Origin of the sequence: Acinetobacter sp. FDAARGOS_515 (assembly GCF_003938865.1) — a bacterium.
Classification (GTDB): Bacteria; Pseudomonadota; Gammaproteobacteria; order Pseudomonadales; family Moraxellaceae; genus Acinetobacter; species Acinetobacter ursingii.
On record NZ_RKIX01000003.1, the window covers coordinates 554,281 to 574,935 of the forward strand.

Here is a 20,655-nt window from a genome sequence, read left to right on the forward strand (position 1 = left end):
TTTCAATAAAAAGATACCCCTCGCTTGAGGGGTTCTTTCTATGAGTCAGATTGTTTAAAACGATTACCACGCTGAAAACGTCCCACTGGATTTTTCTGAGCACGATTACGCCGAATATCTTGAGGATGAATCATCAGAGGTCGATAAATCTCCACACGGTCACCAGCTTTTAACGGCGTATCCAACGTAATTTTGACACCAAAAATACCCAATTTTAGAGGTTCTGCAATCTCAATTTGTTGCCTAATCTGACTGAGTTCAATCGCTTGAATTGCAGTCATCCCCTGAGTAAATGGGACAGCAATTAAAAACTGCTGATTGACCGCCGCATACGCCACCCAGACCTGAGCATGGCTCATGAGAACAATGGCCCAATGATCGCCAGCATTGCCAGAATAATCGATAAAGGTAGAACAATGCGGATTGCGATCCGCCATAGATTATAAAAAAGCTCATTACTAAAGTTCATCGATTTGCGCAAATGGCTAATTTTCATAATCCAACCTGCAAAGATTGAATAAATCAGACAAATCAATAATCCCCACAGCATAAGCAAGATATTAAACTCAAACTGCATATTAGGGATCAGCCAGATCAATATGGCAATCAGCAAGATCACCCATTGCATCAACACTGATAACTGACGCTGTTGTAGTTGCTCTCGGGCCAGTTGAAATAACAAAGCGGCTGCAATAACGCCTGCAATAGCCAGTGTTGTATCAGAAAAATTTTGTTGTGCTGAGTAAAACCCGAAAGCAATCACGGCAACAAACTGAGCGATCCAGATCGGAAAAGCAGTTTTACTCGCTTCTGATGTATTTTGAATCTGAATCAAGCTATTTTGCCAGTACAGCCCCATGCCTAAACCTGTCGCCACCAATGCCAAAACTGTGGCACTACCCCATTCTTTAAACTCAATGGGTGTCCAGTGCCAGCTAGTGGTTGGCTGCGCCAAAAATAGTGAGCTGATCAATGAAATGACAACCCCTAAGACCATCAGAATCAGTAAAATCTGGCGTGGAATAAACGACAAAGCAAATGCAATAATCGCTAAACCAACAAATAGAATCTGCGAACTAAAACCAAGTCCCACAGCCACAGATGCAGACATTCCCAAATGGGCTAAAATTGCGCCTGCCAAAAATGGAATAAATACAACGGCGAGCCACCCCACAATTCGCCATTTTTGTGAAGCATCCGCATCACGGGTTAAACTGGATAATGCATTCAAGGCGGTTGTTTTTGAGCGCTTCGCCAGTGCAATTTCCAGATAGCAAAGAGGAAGTGCCAAAATTACCATAGTCCCTAACCAAAGCAACCAGAAATCCAGTTGACGGTCGATCTGAATCCCCACAGCCGATGCTAATGCTGCAATCATAATAAAAGTAAAGCAAAACGCCATAAGTGGTGATAACCACCGCGCGAAAGCTGAATCCTGCATCATTCATTCCTAATATGAAGTCTGGAGATATTTTGCCTTTGTCGAGTATGAAAATCAAAGTTTGCAAATAAAAAATGCAAACCATCTATTTCTAGATGATTTGCAGCGCTGAGTCTTGTTGTTATTTTCTTTTATTGAAGCTTGCCGATTCGTGACTTTTATTTATGAAAAGAAACGTGCAAACCACCCCTTGCCTTTTTTCTGTTCTTTTTCCTTAATAATACCCATCATGTTTTCTTTCACTGCACCAACATAATCAGCATCATCATGTTGGATATGATTAATCAACCATTTTGATAGCACTTCATAAAGTTCTTCCTCAACATCATGCCCCATTTCAAAACGTTCACGATAGTGCTCAATTTTTTTAATAAATAAATCATGCACACGTTTATGAGGAACTCGATATTTATAATTTGCCTCTTCCTGTAAACTTTCTTCAAAGGCAAAATGCGATTGAGTATAATCAATCAAGTTTAATAGCACATCTTTGACATGAGCTCTGTCATGTGTTTTTCTGACTTCTTCAAGCTCATTAATATATTCAAGAATACGTTGATGCTGATCATCAATGACTTCAATGCCAGTATTATATTCAGAAAGCCATCTCATATCACACCTCTGCTGTCTAAAACATTTATTAGATATCAATATAATATCTGTTATTTTTTTAAATGAAAATAAAGCAAATTGGTCGGGATTATAATAAGCATCAAAAAATAGGTTTAATTGTCTGATTTGCATAAAATTTCAGCCTAAAAACAAAGCAAAAAAGTAAGATATTTTTTAACCAATTTCTAGGTTTATTATTAACAAAAAAAGAAAAATAAATAAAAAAATGCAGAATATACATAAAATTTGTCTTTATAAACAAAAATAGCAAATTATTTTAAATATATGGTTACATTATTTTTTAAGATAATCATCAAAGCTTAAATTTAAATGAAATCTAATATTGGTCTGCACGAGTGATTCGTTTAAGTTCAGGATTTTTTAGTTCACGCTCTAAACGTTCAACATGTGTTTGAGCATGTTTTAGTGGTTTTCCATCCTGAAATAAAATCATTTCTCCAGCTTGATAAGACGTCCACTGTTCATTTTGAGTAAGCGGCTCAGTCGTAATCACGGCAACACGATCATGGGAGGTAGTGACTTGACTGAAATCCACTTCCACATCCAGATCAATCAGCCGTGCGGCTTTAAAAGGGTATTCTCGCACCAACCAATGTAACTTGGTTGTCGCATAGCTAAACAATGCCTGACCATTGGACAAGCAATAATTGAAGGTTCCAAACTCAGCAACTTTGGGTGAAATTTGTTCAAGAACAGCAAAGACTTGTAGCACACTCGGTTCGGTATAACCAAAATGCTCAACCAACTGGTCTAGCAAATAGCAAAATGCGCGCTCACTATCCGTATTGCCAATGGGCGTAAAACGCCCTGTTAACGGTGGATCAAAATGATGTAAATCTCCATTATGTGCAAAAATCCACTGTCTGCCCCACAGTTCACGGATAAACGGATGCGAGTTTTCTAGGGTAATCTTGCCTTGTGTTGCTTTACGAATATGGGCGATGACATTACGTGATTTGATTGGATAGTTACGCACCAGTTCTGCAATGGGCGATTCAACCGCAGATTGATTATCGACAAATAAACGGCAAGCTTTATCTTCAAAAAATGCAATCCCGAAACCATCGGAATGATCAGAGGTAATCCCCGCGCGTTGCGAAAAACCTTTAAAAGAAAAGGTAATATCGGTCGGAGTGGCACAATTCATTCCAAGTAGTTGGCACATAGCATGTCAAATCAAAGCAAGAGGCTTAGCTGTATTGTGCATCAGTGGCAAAAGGCTTGCAAATCTGAATATATAGAGCCTAATACAAAATTAACGATAAATTCTATTTATGGACACGTTTACTCAAGACAAAAGACTTTGCAACCTGATTCACTTCCAAAAAAACAAAGTAATCCAGACAATTAAAAGTTTCATCGTAGAACGCTTGACGCGATAATTTAGATTGCATGTCCAGATACATTTTAAATAATTTGGGCATACGCTCATCTTGTGGAAAACTAAACTCAGGACGCGGGATCTCAAAATGATTTTTTGAGGCAATACCGATGGTCTGCTTTGAATCTAAACGCTGAATTTGCTGATGTGTGTGATAAGCGCGCGCCAAATTATCTTGCAAATGAATACTGACACAGCCCATCAAATATTTGGCACGCATCGACCAAAGTACCTTGGGCACCAGATTCAGCCAGAGTATCGATAATGCTTTACCTGAACGAAACCGTGGATGTACACAGGTACGACCTATTTCAAGTACATTGGGTAAATGTGAAAGTTGCGGAACAATTTCAAACTCACTCGCACTATAACTTTGTGATATTTCTTGGCCCTGAAAAAGTTTAAGGCGGGTATATGCCACGATCTCGCCTGTCCATTTTTCTCTTAATACCGCATGTTCGCAGCCAAAATCATAAATATCCTGATCCAGTCCATCTTCAAAGCTTACACCAAATTGTTGACTAAATTGAACTGCACGAAATCGTTGTACTTCTTGTAATTCTTTTAGGTTATCGACCCAGTCAAAGCGAAACTGAGTTTGGTTGGTTTTTTGACGAGTTAAAGGCAGACTAAAATTTTGGCGATAGTGATTGAGTTTTTCTAGCATAATGTCACCCTGTTTTTATCATTATGCTTACACTAGGATAAGATCATGACAGGAAAATGACGTTTTATACCCAATAAAAAAGTCATCCGAAGATGACTTTATAAAACACAATACAAAAATTTAATGCGTAACTTTATGTGCAAGTCGGTTGGTAATCAATGTCCCGACACCATGATCTGTAAAGATTTCCAGTAAGGTTGCATGCGGTACACGACCATCGACAATATGCGCACTCACCACGCCGCCTTTCACCGCATCAAGAGCACAGCCTACTTTAGGAATCATACCGCCATAAATCACACCTGTTTCGATTAAACGATCGACTTCCTGTGTGCTTAAGCCAGTCAGCAGATTTTTATTTTCATCCAGTACACCCGTGATGTTGGTCAACAAAATCAGTTTTTCAGCGCCTAAGGCTTCCGCGACTTTACCTGCGACCAAATCTGCATTGATATTGTAAGTATTTCCCTCTTCATCGACACCTAAAGGTGCGATCACAGGAATGAAATCACTTTGGGTAAACATTTCCAACACATCGGTTTTTACCCCAACCACTTCACCGACCATGCCCAGATCAATATGCTGCACCTGACCTTGCTCATCTTGTTTTTCCATGAGCAATTTACGTGCACGCAACAAGTTGCCATCCTTACCTGTTAAACCAATGGCACGGCCACCGTGTTTATTGATCAGGTTGACAATGGATTTGTTGACACTCCCACCAAGCACCATTTCCACAACTTCCATGGTCGCTTCATCGGTAACACGCATTCCATCAATACGGTCAGACTCCTGCCCCAAACGTTTGAGGAGCGAATCAACTTGTGGACCACCACCATGTACTACGATTGGATTTAAACCCACAGTTTTTAATAACACAATATCGCGTGCAAATGAGCTTTCCAGTTCAGGATCGGTCATTGCATTGCCACCATATTTCACAACTAGCGTTTTACCCGAAAAACGTTGAATGTACGGCAAAGCTTCGGTCAATATTTTCGCTTTGTCGATGCCAGTATGCTGATGTGGCATTCGCCTCTCCTTAATGGATGTTTGAAATATCTTGCGCTATTTTAGGATATTTATCCTGCAACATGCGAACAAACTGATGTCGAATCTGTGCCAATTGCAATGGACTGCCCGCATCAAACCTGACAGTAAAGTATTCGCCCGTGTTGGATGCTCGAATAATGCCAAAACCATCGTCAAAATCAAGTCGTATCCCATCTATTTTGCTGAGTTGTGCTTTAGATTGATAACTACAACTTTCAATATCCTGCAACACAATTTTGGGTTCCGAACGATGAGTGCTAATGTAAGTATCTTCCGTACAATAACGCTCTGGGAAAGCAGACACCAGCTGAGACAGTGTTTGCTTAGGGAACTGACTTAAATATTCCAGTACCCGCAGTGCAGCATATACACCATCATCATAACCAAAACCACGACCATCGTTGAATACATAATGCCCTGCGTACTCTCCACCAAAAACCGCTTTTCCCTGAGATTGGGATAAATAACGTCGCAGAAAACTACTGCCTGTGCGGATCATGGTTGCAATGCCGCCTAAGTCATTAACAGTTTGTGTCACCATACTGGAGCACTTAACATCAAAAACAATTTCAGCTTGCGGATGCTGCTCTAGGCACATTTGTGCGAATAGAGAAATCAAACGATCCGCGGTAATAATATGTGCCTGTTCATCCATGATGACTAAGCGATCACCATCACCATCTAGCGCAATCCCAATATCCGCTTGATGATTAAGCACTGCGTGTTGTAATTTTTCCAAATGAATCGCCTGAGAAGGATCAGGCGCGTGATCTGGAAACTCACCATTGGCTTCACAACGCAAAGCAATGACATCACAACCCAATCCATTCAGCACCATTTCAGCACAGCGTCCTGCTGAACCATGCAAACCATCTAAAACCACCTTGAAAGGTCGTTTTAGATGAATATCTTCAAGTAAACCCTGTTGATACATTAAACAGTATTCGGTTTTGATTTGATGGCTTAATCCTCGAATACGAGGAACATCTAATGCTTGAATATGATAATGGGCGGCTGCATTGCCAACCGCTTCAATCTGTGCAGGTGTTGGAGGTTCACCGTTTAAAATCCATTTAATTCCATTGTCAGACTTTGGATTATGGCTTGCCGTCACCATCACCCCATTGCCATGGGTCTGACGCGCCATGAAATACATCATCGGGCTTGAACAACAGCCTAAATCTATAACGTCTAAACCCTGCTTTTCAAAGATGGTTGCTAATATTGCAGCATATTGTGGACTACTCAGCCGTGCATCATAACCAATCACGACTTTGCTTTGACCTGCCAAGCTATACTGATCTGCCAAAGCATAAGCAATGGCAGCCACCACTTGCGGTGTAAACGCCGTAAGCTTGCCGCGAATATCGTAAGCACGAAAAATATGTAGGGGAAAATTAAACATCGCATCCATAGGCATCTTCTTTTAATTCAAGGCCTACTTATTAAAAGTAAAAACAGTATTGCTTATGATATAGGCAGTAGGCAGCATTCTTGTCAGTCATTCAGACAGATTAAGTGTGATGTTTTAATCTAATTTTTTGAAACATTCAATACAAAAAAAGAAACGCCTGTTTAAACAGGCGCTTGAATTATTGCTTACCCGTATGACCAAAGCCACCCGCACCACGATCGGTGGCAACAAACTCATCTACTTGTTCAAATTCAGCCTGAACCACAGGCACTAAAACATATTGTGCCAAACGTTCACCTGGCTCTAAAGTAAAGCTCTGCTGACCACGATTCCAGACTGAAACCATCAGTTCGCCTTGATAATCTGAGTCAATTAATCCCACCAGATTCCCCAAGACAATACCATGCTTATGACCCAAGCCTGAACGTGGCAAAATAAGACCTGCAAAAGCGCTATCGTGAATATAAATCGCCATGCCTGTTTTAACTAACACAGTTTGACCTGGTTCAATTTGAATCGCTTCATCAACACAGGCACGTAAGTCCAGACCTGCTGAACCTGTGGTTGCATACGAAGGAAGCGGCCATTCATTGCCCAGACGCTGGTCTAAAATTTTTACTTGGACTTTCATTATATTTCCTAATCGTTCAATCAATTATTTCTTTAATAAGGCTTTTAAATTCGCTAGATATTGCTGTGCCTGCTCTTTCGGATCCACATTACCCGCCAATTTCTTTTTGCGTCCTAACCACTCTAGTTCGTCTTGTGGCAATTCATCCAGAAAACGGCTTGGTGTCATCTGTTTCATTTGTCCGCCATTTTTACGCTGTTCTGCCAAGGTCAAGGTTAAGCCCTGACGTGCGCGAGTAATGCCCACATACATCAAACGGCGTTCTTCTTCGATAGTTTCAGCGGCAATCGAGTTTTTGTGCGGCAATAATTCTTCTTCAAGTCCCATAATATAAACAAATGGAAATTCAAGACCTTTTGCTGCATGTAAGGTTAGAAGATTGACTTTATCGGTGTCTTCTTCTTCTTGCTGCTGCTCCAGCATATCCAGTAGAACCAGTTTACGAATCACGCTTTCAATATTTTTTTCATCGACATCTTCAGTGCGATTCAGTAAGCCTTGAATACTGCTAAATAAGTTTTCAATATTATCGAGCTTGGTTTTTTCCTGCGCAGGGGTAGCCGCAGTTTCACGGATATAATCAATATAACCCGCTTCATTCATCATCTGGCGAACCTTTGGCACGGGTTCATCGTCATCCATCAGTTCACGTGTAAAATTGCTGATAAAATCGGAAAATTCATGTAATTGTGTTGCAGCTTTTTTCGGAATGACCATAGTGAGGCGCTGATCGGATGCCGCACCCAACAAAGACAAATGATTTTCCTGTGAAAAAAGACCCAACTTTTCTAGTGTGACAGGCCCAATAGCACGTTTTGGAGTATTAATAATGCGTAAAAATGCGCTGTCATCTTCTGGGTTAATAATCAGACGCAAATAGCTCATCACATCCTTAATTTCTGCCCGTGCGAAGAATGACTGTCCACCCGAGAGCTTATACGGAATCTGCATTTGACGCAGTTGCGTTTCTAATACCCTTGCTTGAAAATTACCGCGATACAACACCGCATAATCTTTCCAGTTTTTGCCATTCATCAGCTTATGGGTCATTAAATCTTTGACCACACGCTCAGCTTCATCATCATCATTACGGCAAGTAATAATCCGAATCACTTCGCCATGCCCTTTATCGCTCCACAATTTTTTATCAAAAATATGCGGATTGTTTTCAATCACAGCGTTGGCTGCTTTTAAAATTCGACTAGTTGAACGATAATTTTGTTCAAGCTTAATGACTTTTAGATTGGGAAAATCTTCTTTGAGCAATGCCATATTTTCAGGTTTTGCGCCACGCCATGCGTAAATGGATTGGTCATCGTCACCCACCGCAGTGAACTGTCCCATGACCCCAACCAGTAATTTCACCAAAATATACTGGGCGGTGTTAGTGTCCTGATATTCATCGACCAAAAGATAACGGGTACGGTTTTGCCATTTATCACGGACTTCAGCATTTTCCTGCAAAAGACGTGTGGGTAATACAATCAGATCATCAAAATCAACCGCGTTATAAGCCCGTAAATTACGCTCATAAAGCTGATACAGATGAGCAAACTGGACATCTTCTACCGTTTCACAAGTCGAATGAGCTTGTTCAGGAACAATCAGATCATTTTTCCAGTCTGAGATTTTTTTCATCGCTTTGGCAATCAGTTCTTTGCTTTCAGCTCCAGAAAGATTGTCACGCTGCATTAAATCCATCAGGATGCGTTTACAGTCATCAGCATCCAAAATCGAAAAATTATTTTTAAGTGGCGTATGTTTCAGTTCCAGACGCAATAAATTCAAACCAAAGGTATGAAAGGTTGAAACTGAAAGACCTTTTCCTTCCTCACGAGAAAGCAACTTCCCGACGCGTTCTTTCATTTCACGCGCAGCTTTATTGGTAAAGGTCATTGCAGTAATGCGATGTGCAGGAATACGACAATTTTTCACCAGATAAGCAATTTTCTGGGTAATCACCGAGGTTTTACCTGAACCAGCCCCTGCAAGCACTAACAAGGGTCCTTGAGTATATTTCATGGCTTCAAGTTGCTTGTCATTGAGATGACTTGCTGCTGACATAGGTTTTCCTCTTAAGAATCCGAGCATGATTATAGACATCTAATCAGCAGATGCCTAATCGATTCACATGGATTTTACTCATAAAAAAACCACCCGAAGGTGGTTTTTAGAAACTAAGCGACTAAGATTGACGCTCATAGATGCTAATTTCAACACGACGGTTTTGTTCACGACCATCCGCAGTCGCATTTGATGCAATCGGATTCGCTGAACCGTAACCTTGTGCATTAATACGAGCAGATGAAACACCTTGACCACTTAAATAGTTCGCAACTGATTGAGCACGAGCCTGAGACAATGGAATATTGATCGAATCGTTACCTGTGCTATCTGTATAACCTGTCACGAGGATCGCACTCTTGTTATCTTCTGCAAGTGTTTGTGCTACTTTGTTCAAAGTCGAATAGAAATTTGGTTTGATGTTTGATTTGTTAGTATCAAAAGTAATGTTACCAGGCATGACCAATCCAACCGAACCATCTGGATTACGATTGACTTCGACACCAGTACCCGCCATTTGTTGACGTAATTTTTTCTCTTTTTGGTCAAGATACAAACCACTTGCACCACCTAACACGGCACCAATCGCGGCTGCACGGTTATTTTGACGGCTAGAGTTCGCATTTGATTTAGAAATACCGTAGCCCGCTGCTGCACCAGTCAATGTACCTAAAGCAGCTTTGTCATATTCAACGCCACCCAGATTTTGTCCTGTTGATTGGCAACCAGAAAGTGCCACTGCTGCCCCAACCACTGTCGTAATTAATAGTGCACGCATTGCATGCCTCCTCGTTTGTGTCTTTGTTGTCTGTAAAAATAATGATAGAAAAAAGCCACTTAGACCATTGATTTTTTGTTAACAATACGCTGTTTTTTTACATTTTGTAATACTTTAAGTATCTTTCGTTTAAATCTTCACTACATTTATCCATTGTTGCACTGTTTAACTTTTTAAATCGGTGTACAACGTCTATATTGTGCTCAGATTTTTACAAGTTGGACGTGATTCATCATCAGGATTTAGATTATGTCAAAACAACCCCAAAAACAGTCGATGCTTAAAAAAATTACCCGAGGCATGACCGTGGGCAGTGTCATTACAGGCAGTACTTTTTTGCATGGCCCTCCAGTATTGGCACTGGGTTTAACCAAATTATTCAAACAATCTCGCAAAGTCGATGAAACCACCATCCAGATTACCAATAACTGGCTGGGAATCAATAATTGGTTGATCGATCAGGTATTGCCACATTTACAATGGGATATCACGATTGATCCACAGCTTGAAGTGAGTATGCAGGGTCGTTATCTCATGATGTGTAACCATCAAAGTTGGGTGGATACTACAGTCAATCAATACTTTGGCGTTAGTCGTATGCCTCTGACCCGATTTTTCACCAAATGGGAACTGATTTTTATTCCTTTTGTCGGTCAAGCCTTTAAGATTTTAGGCTTTCCGATGATGAAGCGTCATAGCAAAGAGCAAATTGCCAAAAATCCAGAACTCAAAACTCGCGATATGCTAGAGGCTCGTAAAGCGTGTGAGCAACTTTTGTCTCAACCCTTTACCTTACTGAATTATTTGGAAGGCACTCGCTTTACACAAGCCAAACATGATCAGCAAAACTCACCTTATCAAAATTTGCTGAAACCCAAAGCTGGCGGCTTGGCTCTTGCCTTAAATATTTTGGGCGATCAAATTGATGCATTAGTCGACATGACTATTGTTTATCCAGATGGACCACCCGAATATAGTGATTTCTGGCTTGGCGATGTATCTCGTATTGCGGTGAATTTGCGTAAAATCGAGATTCCAGATTGGGTGTTGGGGGGTAATTATGAGGAAGATGAAGATTATCGCAAACGCTTTCAGGATTGGGTTGATCAGCTTTGGACTGAAAAAGATCAGTTGATTGATCAAATGAAAGCCCAATACGCTAATCAGGCATCTTAATCATTTAAAATCATTAAAATTGACAGGCATTATGCAGAACAGTTCCAGAGAAAAATCTAAATATCATCATGTCGATCCGACCAGTTTATCGTTCAAGGTATTTCTGGTGTATGACATCTTTATGGTGTTTATTATTATTTTTAATTTGTTCTGCCTATGTGCCAATTTCTTTTTAATGAGCAGTATTGGCACTTGGTTTTTCGATCATATCCATCTACCGCAAGTGCTTGAGTTTTATCGGACACATTTGCATCCATGGGTGATTACCACAGAAGCATGGTTTATTGGGTTTTTAATTATTGAATTACTCATCCGTTGGGCAATTGCAATTATCAATAAACATCATTCTCGCTGGTTCTTTTTTCCATTTATTCATTGGTACGAAATTTTAGCCATTATTCCACATTTACGTTTTTTAAGATTATTTCGTGCAGGGATTATTGCCTATCGGCTGCATGAACTGGGCTATAAGATCATTCCTGAGAGCTGGTCCAATCAAGGGCTGTTTTATTATCACGTGGTCATGGAAGAACTTTCTGATCGTGTGGTTTTAACGGTGATTCATGGTATTAAACGTGAACTTGAAACCAGTTCTACGCATAAACGGATTATTCATGAATTGGTGGATCATCATCGTCAACTATTTGCAGTCACGATCGCTGAATTATTGCAAGAAAGTCTGGCCACAGAACTTCGGGCACAGCAGGATCAAATTTCCAAAGGAGTTGGGCAAATTGTCAATCAAGCCATTGAGGATACGCCAGAATTAACTCAGTTATTACGTTTGATTCCAATTGTTGGCGGTCGCATTGAACAGCAGATTCAAAGTATCGGGCAACGTTTGGGTGAAAATATCACCTCAGGCCTGATTCAACCCTTTGCAACTGGTTCAGAACGTGCAATCAATCCCAACTATGAGCTAATTGCACAACGCATGAGCGAAATCAATATTGATAACAAACACTTGGAAGAATTGGTCGAATCTGTGGTATTTGAAAGTCTGGAAGCCATTCGCCAGCAAGTCAAAGTCAAACAATGGCAGCAAATTTTAAACGATCATGATCGTGTTGAAGAATCGAGTTAAAGATTAGTCACTTCAACAATTTTTTTTGACCAATAGCTAGAGAAATCATTAAATTTGATCTAGGATTTGGACTATTTACAACATTACCTCGGCGTAACAGCTCGTCAGAGGTTCTTAAGGAATAATTATGGCTGATATACGGATTACAGGCAGAATGGTCAACTTTACCCGGTTGACCTTAGATACAAATGATCATGATGCCATCCGCCAGCAATTAGCAAATACACTGAGTGAAGGTGCTTATCAAGGCACTTTGGTGATTATTGACAGTACGGTTGAACAGGAACTCATTGCGTTAATTCAGCTTTTGATCAGTCTGGGCTTACAGCCTATGGCTGTGATTGATGGAATTTTGGGTGATGAAGCGCGCGCCATTCAATTTCCAGTGCTTCCTGCTGATCAGCCTTTACAACGAATTAAACCCTCACGTGAAGAAGTGGTATTGGTTGAAGAAGTTAAAGCCGATACATTAAACTCCGAAACAAAAACAACACCAACAAAAACAGCGATTGCGCACAAGACCTCTTACCATGATGAAATTTTGCGAACAGGACAAAGTCTGGTACAGGATCATGGTGACATTATTTTAAATGCCAGTATGAATAGCGGTTCCGAAGTCATTGCATCGGGAAATATTCATATTTATGGCAATGTTCGTGGTAGAGTCATCGCAGGTGCAGGTGGAAACTCCGCAGCACGTATTTTTTGTCATTCATTAGAAGCTGAATTGGTCTCTATTGCAGGAACTTACTGTGTAGCGGATGATATTCCCAAAGATGTGCTCAAAAAAGCGGTACATATTTATTTAAATGACAAGCAAGAACTTGTATTTCAGGCTTTGGAATTTTAAGGTATAAATTAAACACCAATAAAAGCCCTTTTCTAAAGGGCTATGACCATAACAGGAGTGGATTCGGTGGCCAAAATTGTTGTCGTAACATCAGGCAAAGGTGGTGTAGGTAAAACTACAACGAGTGCATCTTTTGCAACAGGTTTAGCCCAACGTGGTCATAAAACTGTTGTGATTGATTTTGACGTGGGCTTACGTAACCTCGATTTGATCATGGGATGTGAACGTCGCGTGGTATATGACTTTGTCAATGTCATTAACAATGAAGCCCGTTTACAACAGGCCCTTATTCGCGATAAAGATATTGAAAATTTGTATATTTTGCCTGCTTCACAAACACGTGATAAAGACGCTTTAAGTGACGAAGGTGTTGCGCGTGTTATTGATGAATTATCACAGGAATTTGATTACATTATTTGTGACTCACCTGCTGGAATTGAACGCGGCGCGATTTTAGCGATGTATCATGCAGATGAGGCTATTATTGTCACCAATCCTGAGATTTCATCTGTTCGTGACTCAGATCGCATTATTGGAATGCTCGATAGTAAAACCAAGAAAGTAGAACAAAACGAAGGACGGATACGTAAACACTTATGTATTACCCGTTTTAATCCTGAACGTGCCGATCGTCAGGAAATGTTGACGATTGACGATATATCCAAAGACATTTTACGAATTCCAACTTTAGGCGTAATTCCAGAATGTCCAATCGTTTTACAGGCATCCAATGAAGGTAAGCCTGTGATTTTGTATAGCGACTCTAAATCAGGTCAGGCTTACGATGATCTGGTGGCACGTTTTCTAGGAGAAGAACGTCCATATCGTTACATTACAGTACAGCCGAAGAGCTGGTTGGCGCGGTTATTTGGAGCATAACTATGGCAGGATTTTGGAGTAAACTTTTTAGCGGTGATGACAAACCATCAAGTGCACAAACAGCCAAAGATCGTTTAAAAGTCATTGTCGCTTCCGAGCAGGGTTTAGGTCGTCGTTTGAGTCAAGACAAAATTGACCAGATGAAAAAGGAAATCATGCAAGTTGTAAATCGCTATGTACGTGGTGTCGATGAAGGCCATATTCAGATGCAGGTACGTTCTGAGGCCAATATTGAAATGCTGGAAATGAATATCAACTTACCCGAAGAGCGATAAGCGGTTTTATTGATATTTAAATTATAAAATTCTTATTAGCGCTTTTCGGCAAATAAGGGCAAAATGTGAGGCTCGCAAGGCGCGAAGCTATGCTTCGAGTCAAAACATTTTGCCCTTAATTATTTTAAGACTGAGGAACGTGTAATGGCATTATCACAGCCAGCAACTTTCAATGAAGAATGGTCAGACGAGCGTGTTTTTGCCTATCTTAATCAACTTCCACCCGAAGGTGTAAACGCTGACTTTCATGTGTTATACCATGCCTTCAAACACATGCGTCCAAACGATTATGAACGTTTATTAACTCAGTTTGTTGCAGATGGTCGTGATGTCAATGCCACTAATCCTCAAGGCCAACGCATTCATGATGTCATCGCTGAATTTCCGCGTCAGCGTGAACCATTCTTAGAAGTTTTGGCAAAATTTGCCTAATTCAAATTAATAATAGATTTCTTTCATTGCAGTTTAGATGCTCTTTTTTTCCAAAAAAGAAGAAGTAAAAAGGACTGATGAAAGAAATCTAATAAAAAACCTGCTGATGCAGGTTTTTTTATTTATCCTTATTTTAGCGATGGCTAATCAAATAAATGCCAAACGCCGTAAAGATACCACCAGAAACACCATCGATCCATTTCGCAACATTTTGATAAGCAGATTTAAAACTTGGTAAAGAAAATACAAATACCACAAATAAAAACCAGATCAGAGTTTCTACCGCAATAATAATAAACAGCAATGAATGCACATGATCTAATGCAGGATTTGCCAAGAACAAAGAAAATACACTACCAAAATAAATCACGGCTTTAGGATTGGATAAATTGGTTAACAAACCTTTTAGGAAAAACTTGGTCTCAGTTTTAGGTAAATCAATTGGCGTATTAGTATTTTGAACTTTCTGTTTGGAAAAAGCAGAACGTAGCATTTGAAAGCCGAGCCAACACAAATAAATCCCACCAATCACCAGTAGAATCTGCTTTAACCATGCCATTTTTTCAAAAATGATATTTAAGCCCATCAAGGCTAAGATTGCCCAAAACATGACCCCAACTGTAATTCCTAGAACGACAAAGACAGCTTCACGACGCGAACGGCTAATTGCCGTTTGAGAAACTAGAAAAAAATCTGGACCTGGGGTAATCAGCGCGCAAAACTGAATGAACATCAGTGTGATCAAGGCAATAAACATTCATCCCCCAAATAAAGCGCATCTAGAGTCTAAATTTAACATTTTTTTGCATAATTCCCCAGCCATTTTTATGTCTGAACAGCTAATAAAAGTTTATTATTTTTTGATTGACTCAATGATATTGTTAAATTAGATAAATTAATGATGTCTGATAAAAAGTCAGATCGTTGATTTTAGCGTTAATATTTTTTAGTTTCAGTTCATTGTTATAGCGAGAAAAAAATGGATAAAGATCACCAACCTAATCCTAATGAAGACATTGAAGTGATTGATCAAGAGCAACTCAAGAACTTGCCAGTCTTTAAAAAATCGGTGCTTGAATATAAAGGATTGGTGACAGCAGAAGAATCTAGCTCCGCCGCTTTACCGGAAAGTTATCCTTATCGTACACGTATGTCACGCAAGACGTATGAAGCCGAAAAGAAACTCCTTCAAATTGAATTACTCAAAGTTCAATCTTGGGTGAAGGATACGGGACAACGTATTGTGTGTTTATTTGAAGGGCGTGATGCAGCAGGTAAAGGCGGCACGATTAAACGTTTTATGGAGCATTTAAATCCACGTGGCGCGCGTGTAGTCGCTCTTGAAAAACCAAACCCTCAGGAAAGTGGTCAATGGTATTTCCAGCGCTATATTGAGCGTTTACCCACTAAAGGTGAAATGGTATTTTTTGATCGGTCATGGTACAACCGTGCAGGTGTGGAACGGGTCATGGGATTTTGTGAACCACAAGAATATTTGCAGTTTATGCGCCAAACACCTGAGCTTGAACGCATGCTGGTCAATAGCGGCATTCATTTATTTAAATTTTGGTTTTCGGTCAGTCGCGAAGAACAATTACGTCGCTTTATCTCGCGCCGTGATGATCCTTTAAAGCATTGGAAGCTCTCACCGATTGATATTCAATCTCTTGATCGCTGGGATGATTATACTGAAGCCAAGAATCAAATGTTTTTCCACACACATACAGGCGACGCGCCGTGGACGATTATTAAATCTGATGATAAAAAACGTGCACGTTTAAATTGTATTCGTCATTTTTTATCTCAATTAGATTATCCAAATAAGGATCTTAAAGTGACGAATCGTGTGGATGACAAAATTGTTCTTATTCCAAATCCACAATTTAAACAAGTGATGGATACAGATTTAGATTAAAACAAATGAACTAACCTATCTCTCTATAGGTTAGTTCAAATCATATGTACCTATCGCCGCCATAAAATGTATTAGACGTCTTGCAAAAATTAAAATTTTAGCATCTATCGAAGTTGATTTTAAAGGTTTTGGTTAAGCTGAAAATCATTCAAAATAACTACCAGACTCAAATTAATTAATTTATATTAAGCGATAATTATACAAAAGAGTAAACAATGTTGACTGAGCAAATGACATCTATTCAAACGTCATCACAAATTGAACCACAAAAAATTATTAGCTTAAAAAAATTTATTTTTTTATCGATCATCACGTTTAGCGCATACGATATATGGTGGATGTTTACTGCATGGCGTTTCTTCCAACAAAAAGATAAATCAAAAATAATGCCAGCACTGAGAGCCATATTTGCTATTTTCTTTTTATATCCACTCCTAAAAAGAATAAAAAAGTTTTCTACTGAAGAAGGTGATACCCCAGATTACTCTCCTGCACTACTTTTTATAGGATATATATTTTTTTCTATGCTGTACAAACTACCTGATCCATTCTGGTTAATTTCATTAGGAAGTATTATATTTTTAATTCAACCTTTTCAAGCTTTAAATACTGCAAAAAGAAAATCAGAACAAGTTGTCATCATTGAACAAAAATCCTTTAGTAAACCACAAATTGTCTTGATTATTATTTTTTCAATCATGTGGATTCTAATTTTATTGGGTTTATTTTTAGGTGAATAAAATAAAAAGGTTGCAATGACTATCAATAGCCATTGCAACCTCATATTTTAAATTAAACTAAAATTTCACGTTTACCGTTTGCACCCATCGCGCTCACTATTCCGTTTTCTTCCATCTGATCAATGATTCTTGCAGCACGGTTATAGCCCAAACTAAATTTGCGCTGCAACGAAGAAGTCGATGCTTTACGGGTTTCCAAAACAAAGGCGACACATTGGTCATATAGCATGTCACGATCCGATCCACCTTCTCCGCTGTCTTCAAAACCACGTGAAGTGGGTTCTTCATCATAAGGGGTCAGGATTTCATCGACATAGTCTGGATCACCACGTTCACGCCATGCATCACAGATTCGGTTAACTTCATCATCACTGATAAATGCGCCATGTACACGCTCAGGCTCAATTTTACCCGGCCCAAGAAATAGCATATCCCCATGACCCAATAAGTCTTCTGCCCCACCCGCATCTAAAATAGTACGTGAGTCAATTTTTGAGTTCACACGTAAGGCTACACGTGTCGGAATATTGGCTTTGATCAACCCGGTAATCACGTCAACCGAAGGACGTTGCGTGGCAAGCAATAGATGAATGCCCGCAGCACGTGATTTTTGTGCCAAACGGGTAATCATTTCTTCGGCTTTTTTACCGACCTGCATAATCATATCGGCAAATTCATCTGCCACAATGACGATAGAAGGTAAGGGTTGTAAACGTGGTGCACGCTCCTGTGTTGCCGAATCACTTGGCTTCCACGTCGGGTCAATTAAGTCTTCACCATTCGCAATCGCTTCTTCAACCTTACGATTGTAATCCGCAAGTTTACGAATTTTTAAGAACGACATCAGTTTATAGCGACGCTCCATTTCATTGACACACCAGTTTAAAGCACTGACTGCATCTTTCATGTCAGTCACAACAGGCGTCAACAAATGCGGAATATCGTTGTAGTTGGCAAGTTCTAGCTGTTTAGGATCGATCAAAATCAGACGTAATTGATCTGGCGTATATTTTAATAACATCGATAAAATCATCGAGTTTACCGCCACAGATTTACCAGAACCTGTGGTTCCTGCGACCAACATGTGGGGTGCTTTACCCAAATCAGTAATGACAGGATTACCTGAAATGTCTTTCCCCATGGCCATGGAGAGTAAACCCGCAGGATCTTTAAAAGAAGGCGTTTCTAGTAATTCAATCAAACGTACCATTTCACGAGTACTGTTCGGCACTTCAATCCCGATATAAGGTTTCCCCGGAATCACCTCCACTACACGAACCGATGCCATTGACATAGAACGGGCTAAATCTCGTGAAATATTGGTGACTTTAGAAGCTTTAACACCGGGTGCCAAATCCAGCTCAAAACGGGTGACTACAGGCCCTGGTTGCGCTTCGATCACTTTGGCTTTGACATTAAATTCCTGAAGCTTAATTTCCAGTAATTCCGACAAACGTTCCAATTGCTCTGCGGTAAAGTTCACTTTTTTATTTGGATCAACTTTATCGAGCAACTCAAAACCCGGCAAGGTCGGCAAATCACGACGTTTTTGTGCCACTTGCATAGCACGCGACATCGGTCGACCTGAAATATCCGTTAATGGTGCATCAAAGTCAAACTCATCTAGCTCATCATCAGGTTTACCTGCGGTTTCCTGCCAAGCCTCAATAAATTCTTCTTTGGACAATTTATGATTTAAATCGGTCTGGATCGAAGCTTGAACAAATGGGGTGGATTGCGCATAACTACTTGTGGTTTGAATTGTAGCTTGAGTTTTAGGTTCTTCATCATCGACCAATAAATCAGTCAGATCATCAAGTTCCTCAGCATAGTGCATATTTTTAGGTGTTGATGGGGCAATCGATGCTTGCTGAATGGTTTGTTCCACCTGCTCAATCAGTCCATCTGCATCATGTTCAACATGTACATGCGCTGAGGTATTTTCGACAAATGGCGTATGAATATCAGCTGCTTTATTATTAGGTACAGCCGCCAATAGCTCATCAAAAATTTCATCGTCATTCCAATCCAGAGACGATTTTTTTTGAGCTTGAGCAGAATAATCGGTCATTTCAGCGTCAGTCTGGGCCACTTGCTGTAGATGATCATACGGGGAACGCGGTGCTTCTTGCGCATCATCAGCCGCACGAAGTAAGGCATCAATTTCCTGTTTATGATTCAGATCATCAGATTGTAAGGCTCGCCAGACTTCTCCAGTTGCGACTAAACGCTGACTATCTTTTTGTAATTGATGCGCCTTTTGAATAGTTTTTTCAAATTCCTCAGGATCTTCATCATCTAAAATTTGTTGGGTTGCAGCCTGCTCTTTGGCCAAAACATCATCAAATAAACGTTCTGCGGTAGCATCACTTACATAACCATTTGCTTTGATTGTTGGAGAAGAATGCAATTGCGGCTGGATATCAGACTCAGAACCAGCTACAGAAGTTTCAACTTTTGAACTTGATACGGCCGTGGTTATAGGCGAAGCAATTGTCTTTTTAGGAGGATCCGTCAGATCAAAATCAGACTCATGAGGAGATACATTTTTATAGAACAAATCCTGTAAATAAGCAGGTGTCGCTTTTAATGTCACCCACGTTTTATTCCACTGAATCCCAAAAGCCAATGTGATTAAAACCACCCAAAATACCAATAAGAATAAAGTTGCGCCATAGATGGTTAATAAATGACTCAGGCTTTCTCCAATCTCATAACCAATAATTCCCCCAGAGGCATTATCCAGTGTATCGGCAGGCAGATTCCAGTGTAAATACAATAAGGTAGATGTCGCCAAAATAATAAAAAACTGTGCGGCATAACGAAATGGACGGTTTAAAAAACTGCGTGGCCACCAAACCTGTATCGCTTCAATAAACAAAAACAGTGGAATCAGTAAACTTGCCCAGCCTAAAAAGCCAAAGAGCAAATCAGCAATCCACGCCCCTGCCACACCACTTGCGTTAGACACTTGTTGGGTGTCACTTGAAATATGCATCCAGCCGGGATCAAACGGTGTATAGGTCACTGTTGCCAGAAACATATAGATCCCAAAAGAAACCAGAAATAATGTGATTAATAAGCGCTGTGCATAAACACTTGACACCGCAGTCATATACTGTCCTGTAACCCAGTTATAGATTGATCTTGTTATGTCGTAGCGTCAAAAGGTCGCTACGAATAAAGGTTATATTATGCACCTGTTCTTACAAAAAAGATGCATGATTGTTTACGCTTGTTGT

20 protein-coding genes are annotated in these 20,655 nt (G+C 40.0%); 8 read left to right on the top strand and 12 right to left on the bottom strand.

The features are described 5' to 3' along the window. Nucleotides 1–38: 38 nt before the first annotated feature. From EGS47_RS04050 to EGS47_RS04100, 10 genes are all read right to left on the bottom strand, one after another. Nucleotides 39–359, bottom strand: a complete 321-nt coding sequence (locus EGS47_RS04050) for an RnfH family protein (protein ID WP_005002835.1) — start codon at nt 357–359, stop codon at nt 39–41. Continuing rightward, the gene (locus EGS47_RS04055; RefSeq protein WP_005002834.1) at nt 356–1,441 is read right to left on the bottom strand and encodes a hypothetical protein; all 1,086 of its coding nucleotides are present in this window, start codon (nt 1,439–1,441) and stop codon (nt 356–358) included. The genes EGS47_RS04050 and EGS47_RS04055 overlap by 4 nt, the downstream gene beginning before the upstream one ends. A gap of 162 nt (nt 1,442–1,603) precedes the next feature. Next, on the bottom strand, nt 1,604–2,053 hold the full coding sequence (locus EGS47_RS04065) for a bacteriohemerythrin (protein WP_005002831.1): 450 nt from the start codon (nt 2,051–2,053) through the stop codon (nt 1,604–1,606). A gap of 337 nt (nt 2,054–2,390) precedes the next feature. After that, nucleotides 2,391–3,239, bottom strand: a complete 849-nt coding sequence (locus EGS47_RS04070) for a class II glutamine amidotransferase (RefSeq protein WP_035254157.1) — start codon at nt 3,237–3,239, stop codon at nt 2,391–2,393. Nucleotides 3,240–3,342: 103 nt separating this feature from the next. After that, nucleotides 3,343–4,122 carry a GNAT family N-acetyltransferase gene (locus tag EGS47_RS04075; RefSeq protein WP_005002829.1) on the bottom strand — a complete coding sequence of 260 codons (780 nt, stop codon included), beginning with the start codon at nt 4,120–4,122 and terminating at the stop codon, nt 3,343–3,345. A 120-nt stretch (nt 4,123–4,242) separates the two neighbouring features. Further along, on the bottom strand, nt 4,243–5,154 hold the full coding sequence (argB, locus tag EGS47_RS04080; RefSeq protein WP_004991011.1) for an acetylglutamate kinase: 912 nt from the start codon (nt 5,152–5,154) through the stop codon (nt 4,243–4,245). A gap of 10 nt (nt 5,155–5,164) precedes the next feature. Further along, a complete protein-coding gene (locus EGS47_RS04085; RefSeq protein ID WP_004995975.1) occupies nt 5,165–6,589 on the bottom strand; it encodes a phosphomannomutase/phosphoglucomutase in 1,425 nt (474 codons plus the stop codon). 178 nt (nt 6,590–6,767) lie between these two features. Further along, nucleotides 6,768–7,220, bottom strand: coding sequence for a dUTP diphosphatase (gene dut / locus EGS47_RS04090; protein ID WP_004995972.1), 453 nt, complete (start codon nt 7,218–7,220; stop codon nt 6,768–6,770). Nucleotides 7,221–7,244: 24 nt separating this feature from the next. Further along, nucleotides 7,245–9,284, bottom strand: a complete 2,040-nt coding sequence (locus tag EGS47_RS04095) for a UvrD-helicase domain-containing protein (protein WP_004995963.1) — start codon at nt 9,282–9,284, stop codon at nt 7,245–7,247. A 121-nt stretch (nt 9,285–9,405) separates the two neighbouring features. Then, the gene (locus EGS47_RS04100) at nt 9,406–10,062 is read right to left on the bottom strand and encodes an OmpA family protein (protein WP_005002823.1); all 657 of its coding nucleotides are present in this window, start codon (nt 10,060–10,062) and stop codon (nt 9,406–9,408) included. A 249-nt stretch (nt 10,063–10,311) separates the two neighbouring features. Here EGS47_RS04100 and EGS47_RS04105 point away from each other — a divergent pair, with 249 nt between their 5' ends. The 6 genes from EGS47_RS04105 (at nt 10,312) to EGS47_RS04130 (ending at nt 14,758) form a co-directional block, all read left to right on the top strand. Continuing rightward, a complete protein-coding gene (locus EGS47_RS04105) occupies nt 10,312–11,238 on the top strand; it encodes an acyltransferase (protein ID WP_005002820.1) in 927 nt (308 codons plus the stop codon). Between the two features lie 31 nt (nt 11,239–11,269). After that, nucleotides 11,270–12,322: a hypothetical protein gene (locus tag EGS47_RS04110; RefSeq protein WP_005002817.1), complete on the top strand. Its 1,053-nt coding sequence runs from the start codon at nt 11,270–11,272 to the stop codon at nt 12,320–12,322. A gap of 127 nt (nt 12,323–12,449) precedes the next feature. Then, nucleotides 12,450–13,172 (top strand): septum site-determining protein MinC, encoded by a 723-nt coding sequence (minC, locus tag EGS47_RS04115; RefSeq protein ID WP_004991019.1) that lies wholly within the window; start codon nt 12,450–12,452, stop codon nt 13,170–13,172. Nucleotides 13,173–13,238: 66 nt separating this feature from the next. Continuing rightward, nucleotides 13,239–14,051 carry a septum site-determining protein MinD gene (minD, locus tag EGS47_RS04120; RefSeq protein WP_004991021.1) on the top strand — a complete coding sequence of 271 codons (813 nt, stop codon included), beginning with the start codon at nt 13,239–13,241 and terminating at the stop codon, nt 14,049–14,051. Between the two features lie 2 nt (nt 14,052–14,053). Then, entirely contained in the window at nt 14,054–14,326 is a 273-nt protein-coding gene (gene minE / locus EGS47_RS04125) for a cell division topological specificity factor MinE (RefSeq protein WP_005002814.1), read from the top strand. Between the two features lie 144 nt (nt 14,327–14,470). Beyond that, nucleotides 14,471–14,758, top strand: a complete 288-nt coding sequence (locus EGS47_RS04130) for a PA4642 family protein (protein WP_004995952.1) — start codon at nt 14,471–14,473, stop codon at nt 14,756–14,758. A gap of 133 nt (nt 14,759–14,891) precedes the next feature. Here the strand turns inward: EGS47_RS04130 and rhtC are convergent, their stop codons facing one another. Continuing rightward, entirely contained in the window at nt 14,892–15,515 is a 624-nt protein-coding gene (rhtC, locus tag EGS47_RS04135) for a threonine export protein RhtC (protein ID WP_005002812.1), read from the bottom strand. A 222-nt stretch (nt 15,516–15,737) separates the two neighbouring features. Here rhtC and ppk2 point away from each other — a divergent pair, with 222 nt between their 5' ends. Both ppk2 and EGS47_RS04145 read left to right on the top strand, forming a co-directional pair. Further along, on the top strand, nt 15,738–16,673 hold the full coding sequence (ppk2, locus tag EGS47_RS04140) for a polyphosphate kinase 2 (protein ID WP_005002806.1): 936 nt from the start codon (nt 15,738–15,740) through the stop codon (nt 16,671–16,673). A gap of 215 nt (nt 16,674–16,888) precedes the next feature. After that, entirely contained in the window at nt 16,889–17,413 is a 525-nt protein-coding gene (locus EGS47_RS04145) for a DUF4234 domain-containing protein (protein ID WP_005002800.1), read from the top strand. 52 nt (nt 17,414–17,465) lie between these two features. Here the strand turns inward: EGS47_RS04145 and EGS47_RS04150 are convergent, their stop codons facing one another. Further along, nucleotides 17,466–20,528, bottom strand: a complete 3,063-nt coding sequence (locus tag EGS47_RS04150; protein WP_125269206.1) for a DNA translocase FtsK — start codon at nt 20,526–20,528, stop codon at nt 17,466–17,468. Nucleotides 20,529–20,655: the final 127 nt, after the last annotated feature.